We start from the raw sequence: 17691 nt of genomic DNA on the forward strand, positions 1-17691 counted from the left end.
AGATTGAGAAGGTGCCGATCCTATCCATCCAGGCGCGGAAAAAGCGAATTACACCACATGAGTTCAGACATAGCTTTGCGATTATCAGCTACATGAACAACAGTGATGTGTATGCCATCATGCGTGCTCTTGGCCATGAAAAAATAGAAACGACGATAATATACCTTCAAAAAATCATGGAGCGGGAACAGCATGTCGTTCATCAGTGGAAAGACAATGCACTGGGAAGGTATATATAATAGAAGAAACTCGGAAAATAATCGGCGTTCTCTAACTTAAAAATGAAACTTTTGGAAGTGTTTTGGAGTATATATCCTTATAAATAAAAGGAGGATGTTTGCCTTTCGGCATGGTTCTCCTCTATATGAAGGAGTAAAAAAATGAGAAAAGGATTCATTTATGCGGTCATTTTGGCTTTTACCTTAGTAAGCCTTCCCGGGTTAGGAGAAGCAAAGTTTGGCGGCAGTTCCAGCGGTGGTGCAAGAACGTCACCAAGCATCAGTACAACACCTAAATCCAGCAGTTCAAGCAACTCATCATCCAGTTATTCAGGAAGTACAAGCGGAAGTTCATCTTCTGCCGGTAGTACCAGCCGTAGTGGTTCAACGTCTAATACAACAAAACCAACGAGTCCTTCGAATAATTCAAATACGGTTAATAAGGGCACATCTACAAGCCAAAATAAGGCTACAAGCAGTAAAAACGGGATCTCATCTTTATCATTCCCTTCAAAGTTATTAACGGCTGCCGGTGTTTATTTAATCTTGGATAGCATTAATGAAGCTGGAGAGCCAGTTTATGTGAATGCAGATACAGGTGAGAGCGTGGAATACACAGAGGAAGTAGCAGATATGGTCGAAACCGCTTCTTCAGACAGTGAGGTTTCAACATACGAAGAAGAGGGTCTATCCGATCCATTATCGCTTTTATTCAGTGTATTGATGAATGTATTGCCGTTCGCAGCAGTAATTCTAGTAGCTGGTTTCCTATTATATAAATATAAAAAACCTCGCAGTTAAGATAAATGAGAAAGAAAAGAAAGGACTATTTAGATTATGGCAATTACCTACCCTCATATCGAAGATTCAACTTTGACAAATTATATTCCGCTACAAGGGGAATACCAGCTCTTTGAAAGCGAAGAAGACTACGCAAAAAAAGTGAGGCAATGGGGCCTTTCTTCTGCAAAAGAAGCCAAAAAAGAATTTTGGTACAAAGGAAAAACCTATAAGCGGCTCGTTACGATAAAAGGATACGAGGAATACGGGGCAGACATTTGCAGGTGACATTGATGAGTATCGACGTGGAAGAAGATATTGGTTTAGAAGTCCACCCTACAGTTGACCAATTTTTACGCATTGAAGAAGGGCAAGGGTTAGTTCAAATGGGTGATCAAAAGGATCAGTTGGATTTTAAACAAAACGTTTATGAAGATTACGCCCTTATGGTGCCTGCTGGCAAATGGCATAACCTGACCAATACAGGGACAAAACCGCTTAAACTTTATACGATTTATGCGTCGCCAGAGCATCCATTTGGTACGGTTCATAACACAAAAGCTGACGCAATTGCAGCTGAAGAAAGGCACATCAATGACTGATTAAAAAATAAGATCGTAAACAGATTCAAACATGTGCAGCCCATTCAAAATAGAATGGGCTGCACATGTTTGAATCGTTAAGCCGGAAAAATGACAGTAGTTCTTAGAAAAACTCTACGCTTGACATTATACCTACAGAGGTATAATGTGTATCCATACACTACTGATAACAAGGAGGATGAGTCATTATTTCTCTGTTGATTAGTTTGTTTCTTTTTTCAATGGCCCTTATACTATATAGACGTCTTTGGCCTGTCAGAGGGATTTCTTTTATACAAGAAAGTCATTTTGTTAAAGATGACTTGATGGTAATAGATATTACGGATTACCGTGACGCCAAAAACGAAGGGTACAAGCAATATATAAATATTCCGTATGCCTATCTCAAGCGGAACTATCAGGAAATTCCGCCTGTCAATATTCACGTGATAGCCACAGATCGGCTCGAGTTAAATTTAGGTTTACGGTATTTGAAAGCAAAAGGCTTCGAGGTGGCGAGTTACTCACTTACAAAACGCCAACGGAGCCAAAAACAGAAAGGAGATATTTGTTGTGGTATACGATAAAAAAATCGAAAACCGCTTAAAACGAATCGAAGGCCAAATTCGAGGAATCATGCACATGATGGAGGAAGGAAAAGACTGCCGTGATGTCGTGATGCAGCTCTCAGCAGTACGAAGCGCCGTTGACCGTACAATGGGGGTCATTGTCAGCACAAACCTGGAACAGTGTATCAGAGAAAATATTGAAACAGGCGAAGAAACGGATAGCATTGTAAAAGAAGCTGTCGAGCTGCTTGTAAAAAGCAGATAAGTAAAAAAATAAAATTGAAGAGTTGACGAAGCCAGTTTTTTATATTAATATACCCCTATAGGTATGAACAGTTAAACGAAATATCATTTTTAAAATGGAAGAAGAACTAATAATTTGTTTCTGCAATCAAAACAAAAATTTTTTACATTTAATAATACCCATACGGGTAACGGTAAAGGAGAACAAAATGACTGAGCAAAAGAAAACAACAAATATTATTTTATTTAGCGGTGATTATGACAAGGCAATGGCTGCTTACATTATTGCAAACGGAGCAGCCGCTTACGATCATGAGGTAACGATTTTTCACACTTTCTGGGGATTAAACGCCTTGCGTAAAGATGAACCATTGGCCTTGAAAAAAGGATTTCTTGAAAAAATGTTTGCCAAAATGATGCCGCGCGGTGCAGACAAAATGGGCTTGTCAAATATGAATTTTGCTGGAATGGGTCCAAAAATGATTAAGCACGTAATGAAGAAACATAATGCGATGACCCTTCCACAATTGATTGAAATGGCGCAAGAACAGGATGTAAAACTGGTTGCCTGCACAATGACGATGGATTTGCTTGGATTGCAGCAGGAAGAACTGCTGAAGAACATTGAATATGCAGGAGTAGCAGCCTATTTAGCAGATGCCGAAAATGGAAACGTGAATTTGTTTATCTAACTGAGGTGACAAAAGCAAACGAATAAAAGAAAGGGGGAAAACGGATAAGATGCTTGAAACAGGATCGATCATGAATATTTTATTGATTGCTGTCGTTTTAGTATTTGCCTACCGAAGTTTTGTTCCAGTAAGAGGTATTAAAGCGATTACAACAGGCGAACTAAAATCAGAGTTAAAGAAGGACGGTATACAGTTTATCGATGTACGGACACCAAATGAAGTTCAAGCGAACCAGATTAAAGGTTTTAAAAACATACCCCTATTTGAGCTCCAAAAGCGGGCAAATGAACTGTCAAAAGAAAAAGAAGTGTTTGTGATCTGTCAAAGTGGCATGAGAAGCAGTAAGGCGAGCAAAATCTTGAAAAAGCTTGGCTTTAAGCACATTACTAATGTTAAAGGCGGAATGAGTGCCTGGTGATCAGGATATGAGGAGGAATTGTAATGAAACAAATGCTGGCAAATGAAGTGGAAACTTTAAGAAATCAAGGAAAAGAGCTTTCTATCATTGACGTTCGTGAAACAGATGAAGTCGCCGCAGGCAAGATTCCGGGAGCAGTCAATATTCCTTTAGGACTTCTGGAATTTCGGTTACAGGACCTTGATAAATCGGAAGAACATATTGTTGTCTGCCGTTCAGGTGGCCGCAGTTCCATGGCTGCTAATCTGTTGGAGGAACGTGGATACAAGGTTATTAATATGGCAGGCGGTATGAATGAGTGGCAAGGACCTACCGAATAATTTTTTTGTTCTTAAATATACCCCTGGTGGTTTAAAAATAGGAGGAAAAAGAATGATTACACCAAACCATGTATTAGACGCAAAAGGACTTGCTTGTCCAATGCCGATTGTAAAAACGAAAAAAATAATGAAGGATGTAGAAGCGGGCCAGGTATTAGAAATCCAGGCAACGGATAAAGGCTCAACGGCTGACCTGCAGGCGTGGGCAAAAAGCACAGGGCACGAATACTTGGGAACCGAAACAGAAGGAGATGTTCTTCGGCACTTCCTTCGCAAGGGCGGCGCAGATACGGCATCAGAAACTATTGTCATTCCTGAAATTTCATTAGAGGACTTTAAAGAAAAAGTTGAAAATGGCGAACATATTACGATTTTAGACGTGCGTGAAGCAGATGAATACCAAGAAGGACATATTGACAATGCGATCCATATTCCACTTGGTGAAGTGGAACAGCGTTCAAATGAGCTGGAAAAAGATGAACTCATTTATGTCATCTGCCACTCAGGACGAAGAAGCGAACTGGCTGCTCAAACAATGAGCAAACAAGGCTTTAAAAAATTAATGAATGTGGTACCTGGCATGTGTCACTGGACAGGAAAAACCGTTAAATAAGGGAGGAAAAAACATGACTAAAAAAACAGCCATTATTGCCGCAAACGGTGGATTATTTGATGCCTATAAAGTGTATAACATTGCAACAGCAGCTGCTGCAAGTGATCAGGAAGTATCGATTTTCTTTACATTCAAAGGGCTTAACCTCATTCACAAAGAAGCATACCAGCAGCTTCCTATGCCGGAAGGAAAAGAACATTTTGCCCAAAGCTTTAAAAATTCAAATGTGCCTTCTATCCCGGAATTGGTAGAGGTGGCGAAGGAAATGGGTGTTACCTTTATCGGCTGCCAGATGACGATGGATGTTATGGGACTTGAGAAAGACGCTTTTATTGACGGAATTAAAGTAGGCGGAGCGGTGACCTTTTTGGAATTTGCAAAAGATGCGGATGTAGCGTTAACGTCTAAATAGTGAAAATAAAAATGAAAAATTTTTAAAGTAAATTATACCCTAGGAGGTAATTGGAAATGACAGTAAAACCAATGTCTGCGAAAGAAGTCGCGAGAAAAGTAATTCAAAAAGAGTCTTTCTTTATTTTAGATGTCCGGAACGAAGATGCCTTTCAAGATTGGAAAGTGGAAGGGGACAATATTCAGCACTTAAATGTCCCTTACTTTGACCTCTTGGACGGAGTAGAAGAGATTCTGCCGCAGCTTCCACAGAACAAAGAAATTGTGGTGATCTGTGCCAAGGAAGGTTCATCCATTATGGTAGCCGATATGCTTTCCGAAGCAGGATTAACGGTTTCTTATCTTAAAGGCGGCATGAAAGCTTGGAGTGAATACTTAGAGCCAGTGAAAGCAGGCGATTTAAAAGATGGCGGCGAACTGTACCAGTTTGTCCGTATCGGAAAAGGCTGCCTCTCTTACATGGTGGTGTCAAACGGAGAAGCAGCATTAATTGATGCGACTCGGATAACAGATGTGTACCTAGATTTTGCGAGAGAAAAGGGTCTCAAGATTACACACGTGTTTGATACACACCTTCACGCCGACCATATTTCAGGCGGCCGGGTAATCGTCGGAGCCACAGGAGCTGTATACTGGCTTCCGCCAAAAGATGCCGAAGAAGTTACATTTAGTTATGAACCATTAGAAGAAGGAAAAAATGTAACGATTGGAAGCACGACTATTGCGATTCAGCCGTTATATTCTCCAGGCCATACGATTGGATCTACATCCTTTATTGTGGATGAAGCTTACTTATTGTCCGGAGACATCCTATTTATTGACTCCATTGGACGTCCTGATTTAGCAGGACTGGCACAGGACTGGGTAGGGGATCTGCGTGAGACGCTTTATAAACGCTACAAAGAACTATCTAATGAACTAATCGTACTGCCTGCCCATTTTATGATAATCGAAGAATTAAATGAAGATGGCAGTGTATCTCAGAAACTTGGCACCCTATTTGAGAAAAACCACGGTTTGAATATTGAGGACGAAGCGGAATTTAGAGAGCTGGTTACAGGCAACCTGCCGCCACAGCCAAACGCTTACCAGGAGATCCGCCAGACAAACATGGGGAAAATCACGCCGGACGAGGAACAGCAGCGTGAAATGGAAATCGGGCCAAACCGCTGTGCGGTTCGATAAAACACAAATCAACTATATAAAAACAGAAATGGAGAGATTGACATGAATGCAAATAAAGTATTAGACGCCAAAGGACTTGCCTGCCCAATGCCGATTGTGAAAACGAAAAAAGCGATGAATGAACTGGAATCTGGACAAGTGCTCGAAATCCATGCGACCGATAAAGGAGCAAAAGCGGACCTTGCAGCCTGGGCGAAATCAGGCGGCCATGAATTGCTGGACCAGGCAGAAGAGGGCAATGTGTTAAAGTTCTGGATTAAAAAAGGCTGATAAGAAAGGGAAAAGGTATCGTTCTGATACCTTTTCTTCTTTTGAAAGGAGAAGAAACAAATGGATCTTACGTTTATTGTAACGATTTTTTTAATCGGTTTTGTCGGTTCCTTTATATCTGGAATGGTCGGAATCGGCGGCTCAATTATTAAATACCCAATGCTTTTATATATCCCTCCTTTAGTAGGTCTTACAGCGTTTAGTGCCCATGAAGTATCTGGAATCAGTGCCATTCAAGTCTTTTTTGCCACAATCGCCGGGGTGTGGGCATACCGGAAAGGCGGATACTTAAATAAAACGCTGATTCTATATATGGGAATCAGCATTCTGATCGGAAGCTTTATCGGCGGCTACGGCTCTGGCTTGATGTCCGAAGGCGACATCAATGTTGTATATGGCATACTCGCAGCCATTGCGGTCATTCTGATGTTTCTTCCGAAGAAAGGGATCGATGATATTCCGCTTGGCCAGGTGTCTTTTAATAAGTGGCTGGCTGCAGGGCTCGCTTTTATCGTCGGAGTTGGCGCAGGTATCGTTGGCGCAGCTGGAGCTTTCGTTCTTGTACCGATTATGCTCGTTGTTTTAAAGATTCCAACCCGGATGACGATTGCTACTTCCCTTGCGATTACGTTTATTTCATCGATTGGTGCAACAGTGGGTAAAATGACAACCGGGCAGATTTTATATGAGCCGGCAGCAATCATGATTATCGCTAGTTTACTGGCTTCACCGCTAGGAGCCAAAGCTGGCCAAAAAGTAAACACAAAAACACTCCAGGTGGTATTAGCGTTACTGATTTTGGGCACATCGATTAAAATATGGATGGACATTCTGTAACCTAAACAAGAAAAGAAGGTGGGCCTCTGATGAAAGTCAGATGTTTATTTGACCGCAGAAATCAAAGGTGAATGGATTATATAAAGAAAAAGCGCAAAAGCCTTCTTAGGTCGGGATTTTTAAGCCTAAAACTGCTATAAATAAATTTTTATATTAATATATATTTATGTAAAAATTTATAGTGAAAAGGCGCTCTCATCAATACTCTTCCTCACTTATTTGATTCCCTTTCTATAATTAATCGAAGTGATTCATGATTAAGTGAATGCCAATTCTACTTTTTGGGAGCTAGAAAGTAAAAAGAAGGAGCAATAATAGACTTTATGCTGTTATTGCTCCTTCTTTGTGTTAAGCATTTAATTTCATTGGGAGTATGGGGCTTCTTTTCACCACATTCAATATCCGCGGCTTTGTCACGTATCCGGACGCCTTTAAACGATCAAGATGCCACTTTGCTGGGCTTTTCCTGCTGCTAAAATGTTGGACCGCTTAAATTTTCGAATTTGTTTTCTTTTAAAGCAGTAAGCGTGAATGTAAATTTCCTCTATTTTTCTTACAATATTTGCTCTCTACATACTTTGTACATAGGTACACTTTTACGCAAGCATCACTCTAAATAGAAGCCAAGAACTTTACTGCCAGACTAATAAAGCTCTAAAGAATGGAGCCTTTTTGTTTCGGTGTCATAATTGTCCATAGCCGTCTCAGATTTTCCTACCCTTACGTAAAACATGATAGATAAATTGAGTGGAGGTAGAGAAATGTGTTCAAATTGTTGTTGCCGGACTAGAATTCAAACAAGAGAAGGCAGAAATTTATTTACATCAGAAGAAATAAAAATCGTTAGGGCATTTAATGAAGAGTTTCTAAGATGCTTTGGGCGGTTGCCTGCAGTAGAAGAGAGAAGGTTTTTGGAAGAAGTACTGCAAGTGAGCAGGCTATTTAAAGATGAGGCTTTGTATTAAAGATGTAATTCTTCAATGTGGCGTAAATATAAGTGTTTAGTGATAGCAGAAAACACAAAGCGAGCCCCACAACTTGGAAAGAGGATTGGGGGCTTGTTTTATTCAGACAGTGTGATGAAGATGTAACAACAGTAGATAGGTTAGCCAACAGAAAAAAGCCTATACAAAATAAATTCTCTCTTTAGCAGCAGCAATAGAAATCACGGAGAGGCAAGTATAAGCAGTAAAAAAACAAAGTAGGTATATCTAAATAAAACATAAAGGCAATTATGTAGCAGAAAAACTTCCTAAGCTTAAAAAACTAGGTTTTTTTTTCTTTGTCAGAAAGCTTTCTCAGTTTTATTTCTTTTTCAAGCATATTAATGAATTCTTTATCTAATTTCATTTTTTTTGCCTGGTTATATGCTTTCACTAATTGCTCATCTGATAGGTGTAATTTTCTCACGCTCTCCCTCCCATTTCTGAGATAGTTTACCCTTAAAGTTAATTGGGAAACAGCTCTTGAAATTACTTTTCTGACATGCCTCTAAACGCAACATAAATGCAATTAGGCTGCATTGGAAACGCGCAGAATCTTTTAGTTTTTTTATACGGTTATTTTATGTATTGTAATTCCTCACGTTCGGTTAATGGCAGTGTATCAGTAATTGAAAAATATTGAACTACAAGGTATTATTTAACATATACACATTATTGTTTTGCTGCGGAGCACCCACCGTGGCTTTTTTTTGTTTATAAATTTAAAAATATGATGCTTCTGTTTAGGTGATGAAGATGATAATAATTAAAGATCTTTTTACAAACTTAGCTATTCTTGCTTCGCTTTTATTATTGTACTCACAAGTTACAAAAGGCTCCCCTTTGCATTTAAGTTCCTCCATTAAGAGAAAAATAGTGGTCGGATTGGCAGGGGGACTGATGGGTAATCTACTCATGCAATATGCGATGCATATTGGCAATACGATTATTGATTTAAGGCATATACCCTTGGTTCTGCTGGCTTCTGCCGGTGGAGCATTACCTACTGCTGTTGCTGCGATATTGATCATAGCAGGGCGTTTATTTATTGGGGTTAACCTTTCCGCTTTTATTTCGATCACATTTATTGTTGCCTTAACCGTTTTTGCAAGTTTTGTATCAAAAATTCAGATTTCCAGAAGGTCAAAAGCTTTGGTCATGTTAACTTTCTCAAATATCTATTTTATGGGCATGGTGGTATACCTAATACAAGATACGGCTTTTCTTTTTCACCTAATTCCCTTGTATTGGGTTGTTTCTTATCTAGGCGGCTATGTATCCTTTCATACGATAGATCTTATTAGAGAGAGTCAAATGTTGTTTGAAAGATACAAGGATGAATCTGCTACAGATGGACTAACCGGATTGAACAATGTTAGACGTTTTAATGAACTATTTAACCAGCTGGTGAATGAAGCTGAAAGCAAAAAACAGCCATTGTCCCTTCTTTATGTGGATATTGATTTCTTTAAAGAAGTAAATGATACGTACGGACATAAAGAAGGAGATGCTGTATTAAAGCAGCTTAGTTGGATCTTGCAGAAATCTGTGAGAAGCACGGATTTAGTCAGCCGAAATGGTGGAGAGGAATTTACAGTTCTATTAGTAGACTGCCCATTAAAAATAGCGTCTGAAATTGCAGAGAACATTAGGAAAAGGGTAGAAGAAAATATATTTATGCTTAATAACGGTGAAAAAATTAAGGTAACCGTTTCAGTAGGTGTAGCCAGCTGTCAGGATGATTTTGAAAACATGAGTACATTGATTGAGGATGCTGATAAAGCATTGTATCAGGCTAAAAAATCAGGCCGTAACAAAGTTTGTGTAGCTTGAATGAAGCAGTTAATAATAATGCAACATAAATGATATTTTGTTGTATTTGCTTATTGGCTGCAGGACGTCGAATTGAAAAAGAATAAATTATATTTCTTTGCTTAGCTCTAATAACAGTTTGTTATCAATTCCCAACTTTTTTGAATAAGATGTAATTAATTGTAAGTAAAAACTTTTTCAAAAGTATACTTATGAGAGATAAGGATATAAATTGCAATTGATTTAAATGTATAGCTGTCATAGCTTTCTAACAAACATTTATCGGTTTAATTAATATTACTAGATGGTAATATATTCATAAACGGAATGAACTAGGTGGGTCTACTCTTCAAGTTAGAAAGGGAGATCTCTGTGGACTGTGAAATTATTTTAAATCCTGTCTTATCGGAGCATGAAATTCTGAATTTATGGGAAGCTGCTGGATGGAAAAAAGAGAATAGTAAGTGTAAGATTGATTGTCTTTTCTGGGCAGGTGTGCGGGACAGTGAGGGACATTTGATTGCTTTCGGAGGTTTAGTCCCAATAGGTTTAACACATGGATATATAAGCAAGTTGCTTGTTCATCCTCGGTACCAGGATCAAACTGTTCATGAGGATCTGCATGAGTTTTTATTGAGCATAGCAAAACGGTCGGGAACCGATATTGTGTCTGTTACTCCAGAGTGCGAATAAAAAGCCCTGCACGTTATGTACAGGACTTCGATTATTGTATTTTCGACAAATCTTTATCCATTTGCTCTTCGTTGGCTTGAACAGGCTGGCTGTCCGGTGCATCTACGTCACGATAAACATACTTAGTGTTTTGCCAAAAATCAAAAGCAAACGCATCGATCGGCTCTGATTGAAAATTCTCGTAATAATTTTCAACCACTTCGGTCTTAAAGGTATTCCCAAGCAATATATTATTCAGCGTTCATAATCTTCATTATCCTTCCAAGATAAGTTTCCACATATGTTCCTGATAAAAAGCTTAATGCAAAACTATTTTAAAGGTATGTGGTAACTTTCCATAAGGTTTTCAAGTATGTTTTTCGCTTATTGAGTGTTTTAAAAGTTCACCATTGGAGGTACAGTTTAGTTCCGTTTAAAAGCGATTCTTTTATTGTTTCAATTGAGAAGTTTAATGTTCATATTCTGAATTAAAGCATCTGCAAATTCAGAACATTTTACTTCTGTTGCCCCGTCCATTAAGCGGGCAAAGTCATATGTAACAACCTTCGAAGAAATTGTTTTTTCAACTGATTTTGTAATCGCATTTGCTGCTTCATTCCAGCCAAGATGCTCAAGAAGCAAAACGCCTGACAACAAAACAGATGATGGATTTACTTTATCAAGACCTGCATATTTCGGCGCAGTACCGTGTGTTGCTTCGAAAATCGCGTGGCCCGTTTCATAGTTGATATTGGCACCTGGTGCGATTCCAATTCCGCCTACTTGAGCTGCAAGCGCATCAGAAATATAGTCTCCGTTCAAGTTCATTGTCGCTACAACATCGAACTCTTTCGGACGAGTTAAAATTTGTTGTAAGAAGATATCGGCAATAGAATCTTTTACGATAATTTTGCCTGCAGCTTCCGCTTCAGATTGCGCTTTGTTGGCGGCTTCTGTGCCTTCAGCTTCTTTGATTTTGTCGTATTGTGCCCAAGTGAACACTTTATCGCCAAATTCTTTTTCAGCAAGCTCATAGCCCCAGTTTTTAAATGCACCTTCTGTGAATTTCATGATGTTGCCTTTATGAACAAGCGTTAGAGATTTACGGCCTTCTTTGATTGCATAATTGATCGCCGCACGTACTAGACGCTCTGTTCCTTCTTTTGAAACGGGCTTAATACCAATACCAGATGTTTCAGGGAAACGGATTTTGTTAACGCCCATTTCGTTTTTCAAGAACTCGATCACTTTTTTCACTTCATCTGAGCCTTCAGCATACTCAATACCTGCATAAATATCTTCTGTGTTTTCACGGAAGATGACCATATCAGTATCTTCAGGACGTTTTACTGGTGAAGGTACGCCATCAAAATAACGAACAGGACGAAGGCATGTGAAAAGATCCAATTCCTGGCGAAGCGCTACGTTCAATGAACGGATTCCGCCGCCAACCGGCGTTGTAAGTGGACCTTTAATTGCGATCAAATACTCGTCAATTTGCTCAAGCGTTTCTTTTGGAAGCCATTCGCCTATTTGGTTAAAGGCTTTTTCACCCGCAAGAACTTCTTTCCAAACGATTTTCTTTTCGCCGCTGTAGGCGCTTTCAACTGCTGCGTCTAAAACGCGTGAAGCAGCTGCCCAAATATCAGGACCAATTCCATCACCCTCAATATAGGGAATAATAGGGTTGTTTGGGACGTTCAACACACCGTTTGTTACAGTAATTTTCTCACCTTGTGTCATGACTAATTTCTCCTTCATACTATATATTTTTTTTGTAAATTAATTATAATGGGAAAAAATAAGGTTTCATTCGTTCACATTCACAGGTATGTATTGGAAATTTTCGGATAGATAATCTTTTAACCTAAAACTAAATGCAAATAAGCAGTTTCATTTTGATAATCTGTTACAACATAGCTCGGGGGTGTATATCCTTGGTTTTCGATAATCAGAAAATCAAAATCAATAATATGAAAGTGCATCAAAAATTCTCCTTATAATCCCCCTTTCTTTTCTATAACATATCAAATACGGTACATAAGGGGAAATATGAATTATTAATGAAAATTCATAAGTATATCTTATTAATTTAAACTGCTCCGATAGTTCAATAAGGATTACGCATTAAATTTTGATAAGCACAAGCTATTTCATCCACCTTATGAGTTGTGAACGGTGCTTAATATTTAATTCTTGCATGACTTCCTTGGCCGGAATCCCGGCTAATCGCATTTCCACTGCCTTCATTTTTACTTCTACTGGATAACTCACTCTCGTACCCATAAATAAAAACACCTCCAAGTTGGCTTTTTAGGTACTTACATACCCGTTTTTCAACTTAAAGGTGTTTTTATTTGTCTCACTCTATGGGGTCAGTTCCGAATTTCTTTCCGGCTTTTTTGATTAAATTGTCGTTCATATAGTTACATCCAACCAAACCCACGAACGGCTTGTGCAATTGTGAATGTGACGCCGATAGCAATCAAGGTTGGAATTGCAAATGCTACAAAGGTCCATTTCCAGCTTTTTGTTTCCTTAAAGATATTGACTAATGTCGTTCCGCACGGAAAGTGGAGAAGAGAAAACAGCATCATATTTAATGCCGTCAGCCAGGTCCATCCGTTATCTAAAAAGATTTGCTTTAGGGCGGCCATGTCCTCTACTTCGGTTAAGGCACCTGTTGAAAGGTAGCCCATCAAGAGAATAGGCAGGACAATTTCGTTAGCAGGCATCCCGATTATAAAGGCCATTAAAATAAATCCGTCTAATCCAAGTAATTGCCCAAACGGATCAAGAAATTGGACAAAATGAAGCAGTACACTGGTATCCCCAATATAGACATTGGCAAGCACCCATGTTAAAATCCCCGCTGGTGCCGCTACTTTTACAGCCCTTCTTAGTACATAAATCGTTTTGTCTAAGGAAGCGCGAAGGATAGTATTCAACATTTTAGGCTTCCGGTAAGGCGGCAGCTCCAATGTATAATGTGATGGAGTGCCTTTGAGCGCGGTTTTAGACAATCCCCATGATACAAGCAGTGTAATCACTACACCGAATAATACCATTCCCATGACAACAAAAGCAGTCACGAGTGTATGCATTCCACCGGCAAAGCCAACTGCCATAAAGAGAGAAGCAAGTAAAATAAGTGTCGGCCAGCGCCCGTTACACGGAACAAAATTATTCGTTAAAATGGCGAGCATACGCTCCCGTGGGGATTCGATGATACGTGTTGACATAATGGCAGCAGCGTTACAGCCAAATCCCATGGCCATTGTTAACGACTGTTTTCCATGGGCGCCAGATTTTTTAAACAGCCTATCTAGATTAAAGGCAACTCGTGGTAAATATCCGTAATTCTCTAAGAGGGCGAACACCGGGAAAAAGATCGCCATTGGTGGCAGCATCACACTGACAACCCAGGATGTTCCCCGATATAAACCTAATACTAAGAGACCATGCAGCCATTCAGGGGCATTTATAGCCGTGAATGCAAGGGTAATATAGCCTTCCAGCCAGCCGAAAAAATTAGCCAGCATGGATGAAGGGATATTGGCACCGGCTATTGTCAGGTAAAAGACCATTCCCAGTAAGCCGAGCATAATCGGGAAGCCCCAAATTTTCGACGTGAAAATCCGATCCAGCTTTTCCGATTTGTACAGCTGGCTTTTATCCTGGATGACGACCGATTTATTGCAGAGTTCCCGCGATTTTTGAAACAAGTTGCTGACAATACTTTCGCGTATATGCTCTAATTCTTCAGCAGGAGTGACCGCCGCCAGAGCGTCCAAGCGTTCTTGTTGACTCATGTGTTCCTCCTCCATTTCCTTTGGACGTCAGCCTATTTTTCAGTGCAGCAATCAATTTTGAATCTCCATCTAAAAATCGTATTGCGAGCCAGCGGGCAGGATGAGCAGGGCCCAAAATCTCGATCAATTCCTTTTCGAGCTTTGTTATTTTCACTTCCATTTCTTCTCCATACTTCATTTTGTAAGGCTTCGTTTTTATTGTTCCTGAACACATTTTTAGCAACGTATCCGATAAGAGTTCAAGACCTTCCCGATTTCTTGCTGAAATCGGGATAACGGGGACACCAAGATTTTTTGATAACTGTTTTGCATTGATTTTTAAGCCTTTCTTTTTCGCTTCATCCATCAAATTTAAGCAGATTAGCACCTGATCTGTCATTTCTAACACCTGCAGCGCCAGGTTGAGACTTCTTTCTAAAGAAGTAGCATCCAACACAAGTAAAGTGACATCAGGCTTCTCAAATACAATGTAATCTCTTGCGACTTCTTCATCCTCTGAATTTGAGAATAAAGAATACGTACCGGGAAGATCGACAATTTTAAACGGAATGTTTTTATAGCGGTAATAGCCAGAAGCAAGGGTTACCGTTTTTCCGGCCCAATTTCCGGTATGCTGCTTCAGACCGGTCAGTGCATTGAATAGTGTGCTTTTACCTGTATTCGGATTGCCTGCCAGTGCAATGGTGTATTCTTTCATGATTCGATCACCTCGCCGAATAGTAATTGACTCTCTTCTTTTCGTAAAGCAATGACTGTTCCGGCCACTCTGTAAGATATGGGGTCACCTAATGGACTTGCTTTTAACACTTCTACGACAGAGCCGGGTACAAAGCCGAGATCGAGTAAACGCCTTTTTAAATTCCCTTTAATCTCCACTTTCTGTATCAAGAACTTTTTATTCATCTGGACCATGTGTAAGCTGGTCATTTGATTTTTGTCTGTCATTAAGAGACCCTCCAGCCCGATTTTGTATAAAGCATACTTTTTTGCACTAGAGCAACTTTAATCTTATAATATTCTCGTGTTGTTATCTTGTCAACGTTATTTAGTACGGGACAAACGTTAAAGGAACATAAATTTACTTAATGTGGCGTTGCCAACATAATGTTAAGTTATGGGGAATAATAATTTATTTTCCGGCTTTTATTTGTCTCAAAAACGATCTGTTATGTATAGAAACTCGTCCTTTTCTGAACACGGCCGTTCGGTTCTCAAAAGGGCGCTTTTTTATTGCTTTTTCTGTAACAAACATCTCTCGTGCATCTAAGTACGCTTTTACGCAAAAAGCAGTAAAGAAAGCATTTGAAAAATATTATTCGTTGCTTAATAAAATGATATTGACTTAAAAAAATAAGCAGAGTAGAATAAATTCCATCAACAACTACATATCTCGGCCTAATCCCGTCAGCGGGAACGGAGGAACCAATCTATTGGGGCTAATTTTACACTTTAGTAGAAGGGATGAGAGCAACTCTTTCGCCATCCTGCCCGTCAGCTAACTTCGTCGGCTAAAGCGAAGGAGGTCTGAAGACCACCTTTATTCAGGGGGCTTTTTTTGTGGTATTAATCATCGCGGAAAAGAGCAGCTTGAGCAACAATAGGTCTTTTTATTATGCCTATTTTTAGGGAAAGCAGCTTGGGAGACAGAACGCAAAGAGAGCAGTGATGCTTGCTGGGCGTTACGTAGACCAATGATGTCTTTTACTCTAACAAAACAGGAAGCATTTTTTCCTTTGTTTTTGTGCGGAGAAAAACGTCATTGGTCTTTTTTATTTTAAAAAGAAAGGGTTTTGATTATACAGCAGGCAAAATAATGATTGAATAAGTACTCAGCATTTAATTTAGGGGGATTTGTACGTAGTGATTAGAAAAATTATAAGTCAATTACGTTTGCGTATTGGTTCTGCAAGTATTGATCTTATATTAGACAAAGATGAATTTATGCCCGGAGAAAAAGTGACCGGATACTTTTCTCTTAAAGGTGGACGGTTTGAGCAAAAAATCAATAGGCTCGAATGTGATTTGGTGGTAACAGATGAACAAAAAAAGGAAGAGAAATTCACTGAAAGTGCTTTAACTAGATTGATGTCAAAACCAATTAGCTCAAAAGAATCGAGCCGAATTCCATTTACTTTCCAATTGCCAAGCACATTAGATACTTCATCTAATAAGTTTTCGTATCGGTTTCGTACCAAACTAGTTTTTAGTGATGGAACTAAGCGTGTTGATCATGATCAAATTAAAATCCTAACAAAAAAAAATCTAGTCAATAGTTGATCAAAACAGTAGTTGGGGCCGAAGATTATTGATTTTCAGATTGGTTGTTATTATCTTTTGATTCAGGCGCATTGAGTTTGCTATTAGGGCTAAATCCTTGGTACAAAAGCCAAGCTATTGCAATAAAGGCTCCAATAAAAAATAAGAGAAAAAATGTGTTTTGAGTAAAGATGATAATCCCTCCTAAAACGTTCTTTATTATAAGGGTGACCATTTTTAGGCTGATTATTCATAAGATGTTTTTAAATGCGTGCTGATTATTTTAGGTTTATAAACATTTAATGATAGGCATATAATAATGCTCGTAAATCACAATTTGATATCGGCCAAATCTCAAGCAATTGAGAACGGAGGACCCACTATTTTGGGGTTAATTCTGCACTTGCAGAAGGGATGAGATACTCTTTCGCCATCCTACCCGTCAGCTAACTTCGTCGGCTAAAGCGAAGGAGGTCATAAGACCGCCTTAATTCAGGGGGCTTATTTTGTTTTGTTCGAAGCAAAATAGCAGCCTGGTATTTCGATAGGTCTTTTTATTATGCCTATAAATGAAAAAGTTTCTTGGGAGACAGACCGCAAAGGGAGCTGTACGGCTTGCTGGGCGCTAGGTAGATCAATGAGTACTTTTTCTCCATTTTTCATGTTTGCTTCTGTAAATCATTCTTTGTTTCGATGTGTGAATCGTAATGTTCACTGCAGGAACTTGGATAGACTTTGCATGGCTGCATATCGGGGAAAGAGTAATCATTGGTCTATTTTTATGTTTTTAATAGATCAGATACCAAAAGACTAGGGGGTGATTGTATGAAAGTACTGGTTATTTAGAAAGGAAAACAATTAAAGTTTGGCTCTTGTAAAGAGTCGTAGAAATCTATAGGCAACCTGCCAGTCTAACGTTTAGCAATTTTAGTTAAGCGGCGGGCTGTTACCGAACGGGACAAAGGAATGGAGTTGAAAATAAAGGAAACACTAAAATGATTAATGTAAATATCACAGCC

At 39.2% G+C, this 17691-nt stretch carries 21 protein-coding genes, 3 pseudogenes and 2 riboswitches; of the genes and pseudogenes, 16 read left to right on the forward strand and 8 right to left on the reverse strand.

Annotated elements, in window-relative coordinates; translation table 11 throughout:
- The first annotated feature begins 11 nt into the window (after window positions 1-11).
- From RRU94_RS16990 to RRU94_RS17050, 13 genes and pseudogenes are all read left to right on the forward strand, one after another.
- Window positions 12-239 (forward strand): tyrosine-type recombinase/integrase, encoded by a 228-nt coding sequence (locus tag RRU94_RS16990; protein ID WP_315692055.1) that lies wholly within the window; start codon window positions 12-14, stop codon window positions 237-239.
- 141 nt (window positions 240-380) lie between these two features.
- Window positions 381-1019, forward strand: a complete 639-nt coding sequence (locus RRU94_RS16995; RefSeq protein ID WP_315692056.1) for a hypothetical protein — start codon at window positions 381-383, stop codon at window positions 1017-1019.
- 36 nt (window positions 1020-1055) lie between these two features.
- Window positions 1056-1286, forward strand: coding sequence for a hypothetical protein (locus RRU94_RS17000; RefSeq protein ID WP_315692057.1), 231 nt, complete (start codon window positions 1056-1058; stop codon window positions 1284-1286).
- A pseudogene (locus RRU94_RS17005) lies at window positions 1268-1600 on the forward strand (cupin domain-containing protein); the annotation flags it as partial. The gene RRU94_RS17000 and the pseudogene RRU94_RS17005, both read left to right, overlap by 19 nt.
- Before the next feature lie 552 nt (window positions 1601-2152).
- Window positions 2153-2413 carry a metal-sensitive transcriptional regulator gene (locus RRU94_RS17010; RefSeq protein ID WP_315692058.1) on the forward strand — a complete coding sequence of 87 codons (261 nt, stop codon included), beginning with the start codon at window positions 2153-2155 and terminating at the stop codon, window positions 2411-2413.
- Between the two features lie 187 nt (window positions 2414-2600).
- Window positions 2601-3083, forward strand: coding sequence for a DsrE/DsrF/DrsH-like family protein (locus RRU94_RS17015; RefSeq protein ID WP_315692059.1), 483 nt, complete (start codon window positions 2601-2603; stop codon window positions 3081-3083).
- Window positions 3084-3132: 49 nt separating this feature from the next.
- Window positions 3133-3501, forward strand: a complete 369-nt coding sequence (locus RRU94_RS17020; RefSeq protein ID WP_315692060.1) for a rhodanese-like domain-containing protein — start codon at window positions 3133-3135, stop codon at window positions 3499-3501.
- 23 nt (window positions 3502-3524) lie between these two features.
- Entirely contained in the window at window positions 3525-3821 is a 297-nt protein-coding gene (locus RRU94_RS17025) for a rhodanese-like domain-containing protein (RefSeq protein WP_315692061.1), read from the forward strand.
- 52 nt (window positions 3822-3873) lie between these two features.
- A complete protein-coding gene (locus RRU94_RS17030; RefSeq protein WP_315692062.1) occupies window positions 3874-4434 on the forward strand; it encodes a sulfurtransferase TusA family protein in 561 nt (186 codons plus the stop codon).
- A gap of 13 nt (window positions 4435-4447) precedes the next feature.
- Complete coding sequence (locus RRU94_RS17035) at window positions 4448-4846, forward strand: DsrE/DsrF/DrsH-like family protein (protein ID WP_315692063.1); 399 nt, start codon at window positions 4448-4450, stop codon at window positions 4844-4846.
- Between the two features lie 56 nt (window positions 4847-4902).
- On the forward strand, window positions 4903-6030 hold the full coding sequence (locus tag RRU94_RS17040; protein WP_315692064.1) for an MBL fold metallo-hydrolase: 1128 nt from the start codon (window positions 4903-4905) through the stop codon (window positions 6028-6030).
- A gap of 42 nt (window positions 6031-6072) precedes the next feature.
- Entirely contained in the window at window positions 6073-6300 is a 228-nt protein-coding gene (locus RRU94_RS17045; RefSeq protein WP_315692065.1) for a sulfurtransferase TusA family protein, read from the forward strand.
- Window positions 6301-6360: 60 nt separating this feature from the next.
- Complete coding sequence (locus RRU94_RS17050) at window positions 6361-7137, forward strand: sulfite exporter TauE/SafE family protein (protein ID WP_315692066.1); 777 nt, start codon at window positions 6361-6363, stop codon at window positions 7135-7137.
- Window positions 7138-8403: 1266 nt separating this feature from the next.
- Here RRU94_RS17050 and sda read toward each other — a convergent pair.
- Complete coding sequence (gene sda, locus RRU94_RS17055; RefSeq protein WP_315692067.1) at window positions 8404-8547, reverse strand: sporulation histidine kinase inhibitor Sda; 144 nt, start codon at window positions 8545-8547, stop codon at window positions 8404-8406.
- A 329-nt stretch (window positions 8548-8876) separates the two neighbouring features.
- Here sda and RRU94_RS17060 point away from each other — a divergent pair, with 329 nt between their 5' ends.
- A complete protein-coding gene (locus RRU94_RS17060; protein ID WP_315692068.1) occupies window positions 8877-9953 on the forward strand; it encodes a GGDEF domain-containing protein in 1077 nt (358 codons plus the stop codon).
- A gap of 351 nt (window positions 9954-10304) precedes the next feature.
- Entirely contained in the window at window positions 10305-10625 is a 321-nt protein-coding gene (locus RRU94_RS17065; RefSeq protein WP_315692069.1) for a GNAT family N-acetyltransferase, read from the forward strand.
- 31 nt (window positions 10626-10656) lie between these two features.
- Here the strand turns inward: RRU94_RS17065 and RRU94_RS17070 are convergent, their stop codons facing one another.
- The 7 genes and pseudogenes from RRU94_RS17070 to RRU94_RS17100 all read right to left on the reverse strand — a co-directional run bounded on the left by RRU94_RS17070 (window position 10657) and on the right by RRU94_RS17100 (window position 15328).
- Window positions 10657-10824 carry a hypothetical protein gene (locus RRU94_RS17070; RefSeq protein ID WP_315692070.1) on the reverse strand — a complete coding sequence of 56 codons (168 nt, stop codon included), beginning with the start codon at window positions 10822-10824 and terminating at the stop codon, window positions 10657-10659.
- A gap of 236 nt (window positions 10825-11060) precedes the next feature.
- Window positions 11061-12347 carry an NADP-dependent isocitrate dehydrogenase gene (icd, locus tag RRU94_RS17075; RefSeq protein ID WP_315692071.1) on the reverse strand — a complete coding sequence of 429 codons (1287 nt, stop codon included), beginning with the start codon at window positions 12345-12347 and terminating at the stop codon, window positions 11061-11063.
- 128 nt (window positions 12348-12475) lie between these two features.
- A pseudogene (locus RRU94_RS17080) lies at window positions 12476-12589 on the reverse strand (2-pyrone-4,6-dicarboxylate hydrolase); the annotation flags it as partial.
- Window positions 12590-12755: 166 nt separating this feature from the next.
- Window positions 12756-12890: pseudogene (locus RRU94_RS17085) on the reverse strand (IS3 family transposase); the annotation flags it as partial.
- Between the two features lie 140 nt (window positions 12891-13030).
- Window positions 13031-14416 (reverse strand): nucleoside recognition domain-containing protein, encoded by a 1386-nt coding sequence (locus RRU94_RS17090; RefSeq protein ID WP_315692072.1) that lies wholly within the window; start codon window positions 14414-14416, stop codon window positions 13031-13033.
- A complete protein-coding gene (locus RRU94_RS17095; protein WP_315692073.1) occupies window positions 14367-15113 on the reverse strand; it encodes a FeoB small GTPase domain-containing protein in 747 nt (248 codons plus the stop codon). Before RRU94_RS17095 ends, RRU94_RS17090 begins: the two co-directional genes overlap by 50 nt.
- Entirely contained in the window at window positions 15110-15328 is a 219-nt protein-coding gene (locus RRU94_RS17100; protein WP_410493050.1) for a FeoA family protein, read from the reverse strand. Before RRU94_RS17100 ends, RRU94_RS17095 begins: the two co-directional genes overlap by 4 nt.
- A 470-nt stretch (window positions 15329-15798) precedes the next feature.
- A riboswitch (cyclic di-AMP (ydaO/yuaA leader) is annotated at window positions 15799-15941 on the forward strand.
- A gap of 335 nt (window positions 15942-16276) precedes the next feature.
- Here RRU94_RS17100 and RRU94_RS17105 point away from each other — a divergent pair.
- Complete coding sequence (locus tag RRU94_RS17105) at window positions 16277-16693, forward strand: sporulation protein (RefSeq protein WP_315692074.1); 417 nt, start codon at window positions 16277-16279, stop codon at window positions 16691-16693.
- A gap of 314 nt (window positions 16694-17007) precedes the next feature.
- A riboswitch (cyclic di-AMP (ydaO/yuaA leader) is annotated at window positions 17008-17148 on the forward strand.
- Window positions 17149-17691 lie beyond the last annotated feature (543 nt).

Source organism: Domibacillus sp. DTU_2020_1001157_1_SI_ALB_TIR_016, from assembly GCF_032341995.1.
Classification (GTDB): domain Bacteria; phylum Bacillota; class Bacilli; order Bacillales; family Domibacillaceae; genus Domibacillus; species Domibacillus indicus_A.